The sequence below is a fragment of the Nocardia sp. NPDC055321 genome (assembly GCF_053645575.1).
This window is the reverse complement of record NZ_JBSHMS010000023.1, coordinates 20,816-33,075: the sequence shown is the minus strand read 5'-3', so window position 1 is coordinate 33,075 and position 12,260 is coordinate 20,816. Positions and strand designations below refer to the sequence as shown.

The following is a 12,260-nucleotide window of genomic DNA, read 5'->3' as shown; positions in this document are numbered from 1 at the left end:
CTCCAGGTGGCAAGCGAATGATCCGGTCGGGCAATCCCGGCTGGACCGCCCCGAATTGTCGTAGGCCCACGACCGCCGATCTCAGACGGTGCTGGATGGGAACCGCGGCGAGAAAGGTAACGGTCAACCCATGACCATGACTGATCCAATCGCAGACTTCTTGACCCGTCTGCGCAACGCCAACTCGGCGTACCACGATCAGGTGAAGGCGCCCCACTCGAAGATCAAGGTGAACATCGCCGAGATCCTCAAGCGTGAGGGCTACATCGCCGATTACCGCATCGAAGACGCTCAGGTCGGCAAGGCCATCGTCGTCGACCTCAAGTACGGCCCGAGCCGTGAGCGCAGCCTGCAGGGCGTGCGTCGCGTCTCGAAGCCCGGTCTGCGTGTGTACGCGAAGTCCACCAACCTGCCCAAGGTTCTCGGCGGCCTCGGCGTGGCGATCATCTCCACGTCCGCTGGTCTGCTCACGGACCGTCAGGCCAAGCAGCAGAGTGTAGGCGGGGAAGTCCTCGCCTACGTCTGGTAAGGGAGGTAGGAACAATGTCGCGTATCGGTAAGAAGCCGATCCCGGTTCCCGCCGGCGTCGAGGTGTCCATCGACGGCCAGAACATCGCGGTCAAGGGTCCCAAGGGCACCCTGTCGCATGTCGTCGCCGAGCCGATCACCGTCGCCCGCGCAGAGTCCGGCGAGCTCGAGGTCGTTCGTCCGAACGACGAGCGTCAGAATCGCGCCCTTCACGGCCTGACCCGCACCTTGGTCTCCAACATGATCGAGGGCGTCACCAAGGGCTACGAGAAGAAGATGGAGATCTTCGGCGTCGGTTACCGCGTGCAGGCCAAGGGTTCGAACCTCGAGTTCGCCCTGGGCTACAGCCACCCGGTGCCGATCGAGGCTCCCGAGGGCATCACCTTCGCGGTCGAGGCTCCCACCAAGTTCTCGGTGTCGGGTATCGACAAGCAGAAGGTCGGCCAGATTGCCGCGGTGATCCACGGCCTGCGCAAGCCCGACCCGTACAAGGGCAAGGGCATCCGCTACGCCGGCGAGGTCGTTCGCCGCAAGGTCGGAAAGACGGGTAAGTAAGCCATGGCACAAACTGAGAACCAGAAGCTCCGGCGCAAGCCGAAGGGCACGGATGCCTCGACTCGCCGTCGTCTGTCGAAGACGCGTCGTCACTTCCGTCTGCGCAAGAAGATCGAAGGCACCACCGTGCGTCCGCGCCTGGTGGTCAACCGCTCCTCGCGCCACATCCACGCTCAGCTGATCGACGACTCGGTGGGCAAGACCATCGCGTACGCGTCGACCATCGAGGCCGATGTGCGCGCCGTCGAGGGTGACAAGTCCGCCAAGGGCGCCAAGGTCGGCGAGCTCATCGCCGCCCGCGCCAAGGCTGCCGGCATCGAGGCGGTCGTGTTCGACCGTGGTGGTCACGACTACCACGGCCGTATCGCGGCGCTCGCGGATGCCGCCCGTGAAGGTGGGCTGAAGTTCTGATGATCAACACTGCAAACGGAAGGAACGTCTGATGCCGGGACGTCAGCGGCGTGACGGCGGAAACAACGGTCCCGCCGGACAGAACAACGGACCTGGCGGCAACGACCGCGACAACCGCGGCCGTGGCCGCGGCGACCGTCGCGATCAGCAGCAGGCCGAGAAGAGCAACCAGCTCGAGCGCGTAGTCGCGATCAACCGCGTCTCCAAGGTCGTGAAGGGTGGTCGTCGCTTCAGCTTCACCGCCCTCGTGATCGTCGGTGACGGCAACGGTCTGGTCGGCGTCGGCTACGGCAAGGCCAAGGAAGTTCCCGCGGCCATCCAGAAGGGTGTCGAGGAGGCTCGCAAGAGCTTCTTCCGCGTCCCGATGATCGGCTCCACCATCACTCACCCGGTTCAGGGTGAGGCGGCGGCCGGTGTCGTCATGCTGCGTCCGGCGTCGCCCGGTACCGGTGTGATCGCCGGTGGCGCGGCTCGTGCCGTGCTGGAGTGCGCTGGTATCCACGACATTCTGGCCAAGTCGCTCGGTAGCGACAACGCCATCAACGTCGTGCACGCCACCGTTGCTGCCCTCAAGATGCTGCAGCGTCCCGAAGAGGTTGCCGCCCGTCGCGGTCTCCCCATCGAGGATGTGGCTCCTGCGGGCATGCTGCGTGCACGTGCGGGACAGGGAGTCTGACATGGCAGATCTCAAAGTGACCCAGACCAAGAGCTCCATTGGCGCCCTGCGTAACCAGCGCGAGTCGCTGCGGACCCTCGGCCTGCGTGGCATTCGCCAGACTGTCGTCCGCGAGGACAACGCGCAGAACCGCGGTCTGATCAACGTCGTGCGCCACCTCGTTCAGGTTGAGGAGGTTTAAGCATGACCATCAAGCTGCATCACCTGCGTCCTGCCCCCGGTTCCAAGACCGAGAAGACCCGTGTGGGTCGCGGTGAGGGTTCCAAGGGCAAGACCGCGGGCCGCGGTACCAAGGGTACGAAGGCTCGCAAGAACGTTCCGGTCCGCTTCGAGGGCGGGCAGATGCCGATCCACATGCGTCTGCCCAAGCTGAAGGGCTTCAAGAACCCGTTCCGCACCGAGTACCAGGTCGTGAACGTGTCCGACATCGCCCGTCTGTTCCCCGAGGGCGGCACCATCGGCAAGGCGGAGCTCGTCGCCTCCGGTCTCGTTCGCAAGAACGAGCTCGTGAAGGTGCTCGGCGAGGGCGAAATCGGTGTGGCCGTTCAGGTCTCCGCCGACAAGTTCTCCGGCTCGGCCACCGAGAAGATCACCGCCGCCGGTGGCACCGCCACCGTTCTCGGCTGACGGTAATCTGAAATCAGCGACACCGGGTGAGCGCAGAGCTCACCCGGTGTCACTGTTAGAGTTCAAGTGTTGTCTGCCAACACTGTCATGGGGATTCGGCGTTCCGTCGTTGTAGCCATGGCCTGACCCATGTCGTTCGCCAGGAGGATCTGTGCTTTCCGCCTTCGTGTCGGCTTTCAGGACCCCGGACTTACGGCGGAAGATTCTCTTCACGCTGGGGCTGATCGCGCTCTACCGGATTGGCGCTGCGCTGCCCTCCCCGGGTGTCGATTACCAGAGCATCCAGAAGTGTGTGGAGTTGGTGAACGGCGGCGACTCCGCCGGCATCTACCAGCTCATCAACCTCTTCTCCGGTGGTGCGCTGTTGCAACTCTCGGTGTTCGCGATCGGCATCATGCCGTACATCACGGCGAGCATCATCATCCAACTTCTTACGGTCGTCATTCCGCGGTTCGAGGAACTGCGAAAAGAAGGCCAAGCGGGTCAGAGCAAAATGACCCAATACACCCGATACCTCTCGATCGCCCTGGCGGTCCTGCAGGCGACGGGTCTGGTGGCGCTCGCAGCGCGCGGTCAGCTGCTGCGCGGGTGCCCCGAGGACATCCTGGCCGATACCTCCATCTTCGGCATGATCATCATCGTGCTGGTCATGACCGCGGGCGCCGCCCTGGTCATGTGGTTCGGCGAGCAGATCACCGAGCGCGGTGTCGGTAACGGCATGTCGCTGTTGATCTTCGCCGGTATCGCGGCGCGCATCCCGGCCGAGGGCAAGATGATCCTCGACAGCCGCGGCTGGGGCGTGGTCGGCATGGTCGCCGCCGCCGCGCTGGTCGTGATCGTGGGTGTCATCTTCGTCGAGCAGGGTCAGCGCCGGATCCCGGTGCAGTACGCCAAGCGCGTGGTGGGTCGCAAGATGTACGGCGGCTCGTCGACCTATCTGCCGCTGAAGGTGAATCAGGCGGGCGTCATCCCCGTCATCTTCGCCTCGTCGCTGTTGTATCTGCCCAACCTGCTCGCTCAGCTCACCCAGGACACCTCCGGTGGCGAGATGTCCAAGTGGCAGGAGCTGATCCAGAAGTACCTGGTCAACCCGAGCAACCCGGTCTACGTCGGCATCTACTTCGCGTTGATCGTGTTCTTCACCTACTTCTACGTCGCGATCACCTTCAATCCGGAGGAGCGCGCGGACGAGATGAAGAAGTTCGGCGGCTTCATCCCGGGCTACCGCCCCGGCAAGCCGACGGCCGACTACCTGAACTACGTGCTGAGCCGGATCACCCTGCCCGGGTCGATCTACCTCGGCGCGGTCGCCGTGCTCCCGAACCTGTTGCTGGGCATCGGCGCCGACAGCGGTGTGCAGAACCTGCCCTTCGGCGGTACCGCGGTGCTGATCATTGTGAGCGTGGGCCTCGATACCGTGAAACAGATCGAGAGCCAGTTGATGAATCGAAATTACGAAGGGTTCCTCAAGTGAGAGTTGTTCTGCTCGGACCGCCGGGTGCCGGCAAAGGCACGCAGGCCGTCCTGCTGTCGGAAAAGCTTGGTGTACCGCACATCTCCACCGGGGATCTGTTCCGTGCGAACATCGGCCAGCAGACCGCGCTGGGCCGCGAGGCGCAGAAGTACATGGACGCCGGGGATCTGGTTCCCAGCGATGTGACCAACCGCATGGTCGAGGCTCGCATCGCCGAGCCGGACGCCACCAATGGCTTCGTGCTGGACGGCTACCCGCGCACGGTGGATCAGGCCGACGCCCTGGAGAAGATGCTGAAGGAGTCGGGCCATTCGCTCGACGCCGTGCTCTGCTTCGTGGTGGCCGAGGACGTCGTGGTCGAGCGCATGCTGGCGCGCGGCCGCGGTGACGACACCGAGGAGACCATCCGCAACCGCATGCGCGTCTACCGCGAGGAGACCGAGCCGCTGCTGGACCACTACGACGGTCTCGTCGTGTCGGTCGAGGGCATCGGCGAGATCGCCGACGTGAACGCGCGAGCGCTGTCGGCGCTGGGTCGCTGAATGGTCTTCGGCCGCAAGAACAAGAAGGTGGTGCCGTTCCGCACCGCCGGTGAGTTGGACGCGATGGCGGCGGCCGGCGAAATCGTCGGCCGCGCGCTGGTGGCGGTGCGCAATGCCGCCAAGCCCGGGGTCTCGACCCTGGAGCTGGACGAGGTCGCCGAGCAGCTCATCCGCGAAGCCGGAGCGATCCCGTCCTTCAAGGGCTACAACGGCTTTCCGGGTTCGATCTGCTCGTCGGTGAACGACCGCGTCGTGCACGGCATCCCGACCAAGGACGACGTCCTGGCCGAGGGTGATCTGGTGTCCATCGACTGCGGCGCGATTCTCGATGGCTGGCACGGTGATTCGGCGTGGACGTTCGGCGTCGGCACGATCATCGAGGCCGATCGCCTGCTGAGCGAGGCGACCCGGATGTCGATGGAGGCCGGCATCGCGGCGATGATCGCAGGCAACCGCCTGACCGACGTCTCGCACGCGATCGAGCTGGGCACCCGCGCGGCCGAGGTCGAGCACGGCCGCTCCTACGGGATCGTGGACGGCTACGGCGGTCACGCGATCGGTCGCAAGATGCACATGGATCCGTTCCTGCCGAACGAGGGCGCTCCCGGCAAGGGTCCGCAACTGGTGGTCGGCTCGGTGCTGGCGATCGAGCCGATGCTCACCCTCGGCACGACGGAAACCGTGACCCTCGAGGATGATTGGACCGTGGTGACCAGCGACGGCACCCGTGCCGCGCATTGGGAGCACACGGTCGCGGTGACCGAGGATGGCCCGAGAATCCTGACGCTCCGGCCGGAGTAGATCGAACCTGTTCGCGAACGCCGCGACCCGATTCCGGGTCGCGGCGTTCGGCGTTTCACCCCTTGCTCAGGTGTCGGCCGAATCCCGGTTTGCCCGGTGTGTTGCTCGCCATTAGTTTGAGGCGAGAACGAGTTCTACCGAGGAGGGGTATGTCCCGACGATCCATGCGCGGGCATAGCGGAGACGATGCACGAGGCGAAGTTCAGGGCACCGCGCCCGAGCAGGACCTGGGTGCGCACCGCACCACGTACGTTGCTCGGAAATTGCAGGATCGGCTCGATCTGTTCGAGCACGGCGCGACCTATGTGAACGGCGCGGAACCGACTGTGACGCGAGTGGTGCGTTACGACTCGGCGCTGCTGTGGCAGCAGATAACTCAGGTTCGGGACGATCGCGGCCCGCACACCGACTACCGCTACCTGATCACCGATACCGAGGGCTTCGAGATCGAACTGACTCAGGCGATGCCGGGTGTGCGGGAGTGGGGTCCCGAGCTGGCCCGGGCTATCGCCACCCATCAGGCACCCGGGGCGCTCGAATCCCTGCGTGCCGGTGGACGTGTCGAGTTCGGGGACTGGTGGATGAGCTCGGCGGAGTTCGGTGCGGGCACGAAAAGCTTTGCCCTGCAGGATGTCCACGCTTACCGCCTGGTGCAGGGTGTGGTCACGGTTGAGGCAGGGGCCAGTACGCGTCTCAACCGGCATGTGCACGAGATCCCGAATTTCCTTGTGTTTCAGTACCTGTTGCGCGAGTTGCGCCCGGATCTGCCGGAAAGCGCGGGTTCCGCCTTCAACTCGGTGTTGTCGGTACGTGGGATGAACAAGGTCTTCGCAGCCGTGGCGGTGGCTGGATTCGCCTTCGCCTGCCTGACGAGCTGGCCCGTCGACAAGTCCGAACTGTGCAGTCGGCTGGCGAGTCTGCAGCAGGCGGCCGGTGATCTCAACGATCCGCTGGAGAAATTGAGTGACGCGGCCGGGAACTTCCGAGGGGATCGACAGCACGCCATCCGGGTGGAGGGCGACAAGCTGAGCGGTCTCGAGAGCACGGGTTCCAGCAAATCCAGCGGTCTCCCGAGTGATGGCACGGATGTCATCTATATCGAGACCGCCGAACTCAACAAGGCGACCGTCACGATCCGCCGCACCTGCAACGCCGATCCGTTCTGAGGAGGGTGTCCATGAACCGCGATCCCCAAAGTCTCTTCTTCGCCGCGTCGACACTCGTGTTCGGTCTCCTGAGCTTGTTCCTGACCGCCAGTTGGGCGGTGCCGATCGTCGTATTGGTTTTGGGGACAGTAGGTCTCGTCGCGGCGCTGATCCGGCCGTCCCTCGGTATCGACTCGGAGCCCGAGGACCAGGAGGAGCAATGGGACGAGCCGGTGGAGCCTCCGCGTCGGAGGCGGTCCGCGGTGCGTCCGAGGTTGTTGAGTTCGGCCACCGAGGAGCGGCTGGCTCCGCCGGAATAGGGCGCACACGTTGGTGACACAAGTGAGAGTCCTCCGGCGAGGAGGCGTCGTGGGCTATCGCGTCCGAGGACGGTCCGGCCTGATGCGCCGCGGCGACATCGTCCCAATCGCCGCGCTTCCGTCTACGCGATCCGAATGTGTTTGACGCCCACCAGGGCTCGCCGCAGCCGCCCGCGCAGCGGCCCATCGGTGTTGGGTGTAAGCGTCACTCCGGCCGAGGCGGCGATCCGATCGGCGATCTCCGGTATGCCGATGTGATCGGTCTCGATGTGCTCCCCGAACTCGTTGCCGCGCAGCCTGTTCAGGCAGCGGTCGACCTGCGCGACCGCCCAGCTCTCGTTTTTCAGCCCGAACAGCTCCCGCTCCTTCAACCGCCGCAGCACCGTCGCCCGCTCGGCGAGCAACGCGAAATGCCGCACGTCGTGCCCGATCTCGCGCAGTCGCCCCACGGTCTCGGCAAAGTACGCGGGCTCGACCACCGTCATGGGCGCGATAACCACTCCGTCGTGCTTGTGCAACACCAGGTCCAGCACCTCGACGACCCCCTGCCGCCAAGCGGTCAAATCCTGAAAGTCCTCCCGCAACTCCCGCGGCATCGTCCGGTGCAGCCCGAACCCCACCATCTCGGGGTCGCACACGACACTTCCGGCCAGCCTCCGATGCAGCTCGAACGCGGTCTGCGTCTTGCCCCCGCCGAACGGCCCGTTGATCCAGATCAGCATCCCGCCACCCTAGGCGCGCTCCCGCCCGGCCCGCCGAAACTGCCGGTCACACGCTTCGCATGGGCGTCGCGCGCAGGACACGCTCGACCAGCCGACGTCCATCCTGATCCGTGTGGCGGGAGAAGTTCGAGACCGTCGCGGTCACCCTTCCAGCATCAGCGTGACCGGCCCGTCGTTGGCCAGTTCCACGTGCATGTGCGCCCCGAACCGCCCGGTGGAGACGGTCGCGCCCAACTCCCGCAGCGTCGCGGCGAAGAGCTCCACCAGCGGCTCGGCCACCGCCCCCGGCGCGGCCGCGTTCCAGGAAGGCCGACGCCCCTTCACGGTGTCGGCGTACAGCGTGAACTGGCTGATCACCAGGATCGGCGCGCCCAGGTCGGCGGCCGACCGCTCACCCTCGAGGATCCGCAGCCGGAAAAGCTTGTCCGCCAGCGCCTTCGCAGTGGCCTCGGTGTCGCTGTGCGTGACCCCGACCAACGCCACGAGCCCGTGTGGGACGCCAACAGCCCCGGGGTCGATCGCACCGACAACTTCCCCGTCAACGCTGACCCGCGCCGAGCTCACCCGCTGCACCAGTACTCGCACCCGCTGATCTTCGCAGCAGGCCAGGGCCTACTTCGGGGCAGGGTGGGACCCGAGTCGGCCGGCCGATCAGCGTGGCTGCCCCTACTTCTCGGGGCGGCGGAACGAATTTCCCTCTGCGCCATCGGTAGTTCACGAAAGTAGGCTGTGCTGGATCGAACTGTTGGAAACGGGCGGAGTGGCAGTAGATACCGATGGCACCTGACAACAAGGACAACACAGCGTGGGCCGGCCTGCGGAAGGCAGCCGAGGCTCCGGGCGGAGCGGTGAAGTTCCATCCGACGGCGGCGAAGGCGGGATTCAACGGGGCCACCACGCTGCTGACCGAGTTCCGGGCCTTCCGGGATATGGCGACGACCGGCAAGCTGAACAACATTCCGACGATCGGCACCGTCCCGATGCGCTCGGGTGAGCTGCTGGCGCTGGCCTACAGCAGGCAGGGTGGGTATCTGCTGGACCTGTTCGATATTCAGGTCGACACGCTCACCAACATGGCCGAGACCTTTCGGGCGGCGTCGAAGGCGTTCGCGGAGTCCGAGAAGACCTCCGTCGATGATTTCAACGCGATCAAGGACACGGCCATCCCCAAGGTCTCGGCGAACCTGGACACACCCAAACCCGCGGACTACAAGCTCTCCTACGACCCGCCGAAGCTGCCGGATCGGCTGAAGAACTACAAGGGGGACAAGGACACCGAGACGGTGTTCGCGGAAGAGAACGCCGATGCCATGCTCTGGAAGCCGCTCTACGACCTCGGGGTGGAACTTCAGCCGCAGACCTACCGCGCGGCGAGCAAGCTGTGGAACGACATCGCAGGACTCGTCGAGTCCAGGGTCAAGAACTTCACAACCATGATTCAGACGTGGGACAAGAACGACAACTGGCGGGGGAGCAGCGGCAATGCCGCGCGAGCCGCGATCAAGCAGTACGCGCTGGATGTAGATCCGTTCGTCGAGAAGATGCGAACCATGGGTGCGAGCCTGGACTACACCGATCAGTGGGTCGGCTGGACCAAACGGACGTGTCCCGATACACCGGAGAATCCCGCGGCGGGCTGCTACAAGCAGAAGCGGCTCGAAGATCACCAGCGGTACTTCGACCGCGACTACAACAAGCCGCTGCAGGAGACCGCGAAAGCGCTTCCGACCCTGGCGGTTCCACCCGCTCCGCCCGCAAAGCCGGAGCTTCCCGCCGACCCGAAGGACGACAAGACCACCAAGAAGCCCGGCGACGACGACAAGAAGACGGAGCCGACGACACCGACCGGCCCCGGTGGGGGTGGCAATCAGCAACAGCCGCAGCCCCAGCCTCAGCCCCAGCCGCAGCAGAAACAGCCGGACCCGAAGGACAAAGACAAAGACAAGGACAAGCCGCAGGACAAGGACAAGCCCCAGGACCAAGACAAACCGCAGGACAAGCCCGGTGGAATGCCGACCCAGCCGGGTGGCCAGGGTCAACAGCCAGGAGCGGGAATCGGTGGCACCGGCTCGGGCTCGATCGGCGGCGCCACCGGAGCGGGCTCTTCCGGAGCGGGATCCAGCGGGTCGAACAGTAGTCAGGGCCTGTCGCAGATCACGAGCGCGCTCAGTGCGCTGGTCAGTGCGGGATCCACTGCGCTGCAACAGCTACCGTCCTTGCTCACACAGCTCGACACCGCGTTGAAGTCCGGCGACAACACGACGCTGGCCCAATTGCTCGGTGTGCCGGAAGACAAGGTCACTGCGGCGCTCGCCCAGATTCAGCAGTCTCCCGACAAACTGGCCGACCTGTCTCAGCTATTGGGTCTGACGCCGGCGCCCGAGGTTGCCGTGCCCGTCGCCGGTCTGCCCACGGAGAACACCCCTTCGGGTGCCGCGCTCGTGACGCCGGTCGTCGGTGCCGCCAGCGCTGATCCCGCCGCCGCGCTGACCAACCTGTTCGCGCGAGCCGGCCTCGATACCTCTCCGGTGTCGCCCGTTCTCGGCGTGAGCGCAGGGTTCTCCGAGGGTGCGCTGGTCGATTCGGTCACGGCGGGTGCGGACGCCGAGCCGGCCCCGGTTGACTTCCTCGAACCGCTCGTCCACGCCATTGATCCGCAAGCCGGTCGACCGGCGGAACCGAATCCGGTGGTAGAAGCGTGAAGTGGGAATTCACCGACGTCGAGTTCAAGGTACTGTGCAATCGGCACTGGTCCGACTCGATGCTGCCACCGTTCACCTATGTCAGTCGCACACCGAGTCTCGCGGATTATCAGCGTGAGCTGGCAGCGGCGGGCGCGCGGCTCGACGAGCGGCTCGGCAGCAGTTTCGACGCGATGATCGACACCATCGCGCGCCCGGAATTGCTCTACGTCCTACAGGGTTGGTGCGACAGCGATTTCGAGAATCCGGAGAAGTGGATTCGCGCCCGTGCTCTGCGTAGTGGGCTGCGTGCTTGCATCATCACGATGAAGCCGGGCGAAACCGACATGCACAGTGGTGGTTTCACGGTCGTCGAATGCACGCCCGAGCAGATCCCGGCAATGATGATCGCGTTGCTCCCCGATGTCGGCCCGGGACGGCTCTCGGAGATTCAGCTCGTGACCGAGCCCCCGGCCGACGATCCGGATCCGGACTCGCAATCCTTCGCGTTCGACAGTTTCGACGATTCCGTCGAAACCCGAAGCATGGCTTTCCTGTCCACGCCCGCGGAACTGACCGGGACGTTCTTGGTGGGCCAGGGGCGTTCCAAGTTCGGCCCGCGCGGCAGGATGGAGAGAATACTGCTGCTCCGTGATATCGCGGGTGACGGCCGGTACCTGACCGATCTGGACGCCCCGGTTCGGACCGCGGTCGGTGTGACAACTCAGAAGTTCGTGGAGCGGATCGGACGCTGTGTCGGTGACGTGCTGGCCCACATGGAAAATCAGGATGACCGAGCCGAGGAGTGGCAGGACGGGGATGCCCGCAGCTGGGCCTTCTGAATCGGAACGTCTTCCCCGGGCGTGATGAACAACGGAGAGTGCCGATTCCCCGGGAACGGCACTCTCCGTTCACTTTCCAGCAAAGATCCGGTTGCTCGGGCCTGACAGTCTCACCCGTGTGAACGACCGGCTGAAGACGTACACGGACCTGCTGAACACCGCCGCCGGCAAGACCGGCAAGGTGCGCGACGGCATCGAGAAGGTCGTCGACACACTGGTATCCAGCGCCGACGGCCGCGGCCGGCCCTGGGGCGATGACACCCTGGGTCGGAACTTCTTCGACGGCGACAACGGCTACGACAAGTCGAGCCAGAACATCATCAAGGGCGCGGGCAACATGGCGGGCACCTTCGACAACTTCTCCAAGGGCCAGACCAAGGCCGCCGAGAAGCTGGCGGGCATGGACGAATCCAACGGCAGTCAGTTCAAGTAGGCGCCGACCATGAGCAACGAGTTCGCCAAGGCCGACCTGTCCGACATCCTGGAGGATTTCGCGGGGCAGATGCGCACGATCACCGGTCTGCAGCGTCAGCGGGCGGTGCTCACCGCGTCGGCGACCGTGCGCAAGCGCGTCACGGTTACCGTGAACGCCGACGGCACGGTCATCGAGGTCAAATTCGCGTCGGACATAGCGGATCTCGACTACCCGGAGATCGCCGCCGCTGTCGCCGAGGCCGCGCAGCAGGCCGCCGCCGACGTGGCTCGCAAGGGCAGGGAGCTCATGGCCCCGGTGTCGCAGAACCGCAATCGACTGCCCAAGCTCAGCGATCTCGTGCCGGGCATGCCGGACCTGAGCCGCGAGCTGGCGATCCCGGAGCCGCCGGTGGTCTCCACCGCGCCGCCCAAGTCGCCGGAACGTATTGCCGCGCAGGCGGATCTGGAATCTGAGCCGCCGCGTCGATCCGGTGGGGCCACCGATTCAGGATGGTGACCGCG

Annotated in this window: 17 protein-coding genes; 15 read left to right on the top strand and 2 right to left on the bottom strand. The window is 65.2% G+C overall.

Annotated elements, in window-relative coordinates:
* Positions 1 to 130: 130 nt before the first annotated feature.
* From rpsH to ACWIGI_RS31040, 11 genes are all read left to right on the top strand, one after another.
* Complete coding sequence (gene rpsH / locus ACWIGI_RS31090) at positions 131 to 529, top strand: 30S ribosomal protein S8 (protein WP_454206338.1); 399 nt, start codon at positions 131 to 133, stop codon at positions 527 to 529.
* A gap of 14 nt (positions 530 to 543) precedes the next feature.
* Positions 544 to 1,083 (top strand): 50S ribosomal protein L6, encoded by a 540-nt coding sequence (gene rplF, locus ACWIGI_RS31085; RefSeq protein WP_454206337.1) that lies wholly within the window; start codon positions 544 to 546, stop codon positions 1,081 to 1,083.
* Between the two features lie 3 nt (positions 1,084 to 1,086).
* A complete protein-coding gene (gene rplR, locus ACWIGI_RS31080) occupies positions 1,087 to 1,494 on the top strand; it encodes a 50S ribosomal protein L18 (RefSeq protein ID WP_454206335.1) in 408 nt (135 codons plus the stop codon).
* A 31-nt stretch (positions 1,495 to 1,525) separates the two neighbouring features.
* On the top strand, positions 1,526 to 2,170 hold the full coding sequence (gene rpsE / locus ACWIGI_RS31075; RefSeq protein WP_354986614.1) for a 30S ribosomal protein S5: 645 nt from the start codon (positions 1,526 to 1,528) through the stop codon (positions 2,168 to 2,170).
* Between the two features lies 1 nt (position 2,171).
* Positions 2,172 to 2,351, top strand: coding sequence for a 50S ribosomal protein L30 (gene rpmD, locus ACWIGI_RS31070; RefSeq protein WP_153809684.1), 180 nt, complete (start codon positions 2,172 to 2,174; stop codon positions 2,349 to 2,351).
* A gap of 2 nt (positions 2,352 to 2,353) precedes the next feature.
* Positions 2,354 to 2,797: a 50S ribosomal protein L15 gene (rplO, locus tag ACWIGI_RS31065; protein WP_454206333.1), complete on the top strand. Its 444-nt coding sequence runs from the start codon at positions 2,354 to 2,356 to the stop codon at positions 2,795 to 2,797.
* A gap of 151 nt (positions 2,798 to 2,948) precedes the next feature.
* Positions 2,949 to 4,271, top strand: a complete 1,323-nt coding sequence (gene secY, locus ACWIGI_RS31060) for a preprotein translocase subunit SecY (RefSeq protein WP_454206331.1) — start codon at positions 2,949 to 2,951, stop codon at positions 4,269 to 4,271.
* Positions 4,268 to 4,813, top strand: a complete 546-nt coding sequence (locus tag ACWIGI_RS31055) for an adenylate kinase (protein ID WP_454206329.1) — start codon at positions 4,268 to 4,270, stop codon at positions 4,811 to 4,813. Before secY ends, ACWIGI_RS31055 begins: the two co-directional genes overlap by 4 nt.
* The gene (map, locus tag ACWIGI_RS31050; protein WP_454206327.1) at positions 4,814 to 5,614 is read left to right on the top strand and encodes a type I methionyl aminopeptidase; all 801 of its coding nucleotides are present in this window, start codon (positions 4,814 to 4,816) and stop codon (positions 5,612 to 5,614) included. It abuts the gene before it with no gap.
* 164 nt (positions 5,615 to 5,778) lie between these two features.
* Positions 5,779 to 6,780 (top strand): DUF6585 family protein, encoded by a 1,002-nt coding sequence (locus ACWIGI_RS31045; protein WP_454206326.1) that lies wholly within the window; start codon positions 5,779 to 5,781, stop codon positions 6,778 to 6,780.
* Positions 6,781 to 6,791: 11 nt separating this feature from the next.
* A complete protein-coding gene (locus ACWIGI_RS31040; RefSeq protein WP_454206324.1) occupies positions 6,792 to 7,079 on the top strand; it encodes a hypothetical protein in 288 nt (95 codons plus the stop codon).
* Between the two features lie 122 nt (positions 7,080 to 7,201).
* Here the strand turns inward: ACWIGI_RS31040 and ACWIGI_RS31035 are convergent, their stop codons facing one another.
* Both ACWIGI_RS31035 and dtd read right to left on the bottom strand, forming a co-directional pair.
* A complete protein-coding gene (locus ACWIGI_RS31035) occupies positions 7,202 to 7,801 on the bottom strand; it encodes an AAA family ATPase (protein ID WP_454206322.1) in 600 nt (199 codons plus the stop codon).
* 141 nt (positions 7,802 to 7,942) lie between these two features.
* Complete coding sequence (gene dtd, locus ACWIGI_RS31030) at positions 7,943 to 8,386, bottom strand: D-aminoacyl-tRNA deacylase (protein WP_454206320.1); 444 nt, start codon at positions 8,384 to 8,386, stop codon at positions 7,943 to 7,945.
* A 191-nt stretch (positions 8,387 to 8,577) separates the two neighbouring features.
* Here dtd and ACWIGI_RS31025 point away from each other — a divergent pair, with 191 nt between their 5' ends.
* The 4 genes from ACWIGI_RS31025 to ACWIGI_RS31010 all read left to right on the top strand — a co-directional run bounded on the left by ACWIGI_RS31025 (position 8,578) and on the right by ACWIGI_RS31010 (position 12,255).
* Positions 8,578 to 10,503, top strand: coding sequence for a hypothetical protein (locus tag ACWIGI_RS31025; RefSeq protein WP_454206318.1), 1,926 nt, complete (start codon positions 8,578 to 8,580; stop codon positions 10,501 to 10,503).
* Complete coding sequence (locus ACWIGI_RS31020) at positions 10,500 to 11,324, top strand: ESX secretion-associated protein EspG (RefSeq protein WP_454206316.1); 825 nt, start codon at positions 10,500 to 10,502, stop codon at positions 11,322 to 11,324. Before ACWIGI_RS31025 ends, ACWIGI_RS31020 begins: the two co-directional genes overlap by 4 nt.
* Positions 11,325 to 11,442: 118 nt before the next feature.
* Positions 11,443 to 11,757 carry a hypothetical protein gene (locus ACWIGI_RS31015; protein WP_454206314.1) on the top strand — a complete coding sequence of 105 codons (315 nt, stop codon included), beginning with the start codon at positions 11,443 to 11,445 and terminating at the stop codon, positions 11,755 to 11,757.
* A gap of 9 nt (positions 11,758 to 11,766) precedes the next feature.
* Positions 11,767 to 12,255 carry a YbaB/EbfC family nucleoid-associated protein gene (locus ACWIGI_RS31010; RefSeq protein ID WP_454206313.1) on the top strand — a complete coding sequence of 163 codons (489 nt, stop codon included), beginning with the start codon at positions 11,767 to 11,769 and terminating at the stop codon, positions 12,253 to 12,255.
* Positions 12,256 to 12,260: the final 5 nt, after the last annotated feature.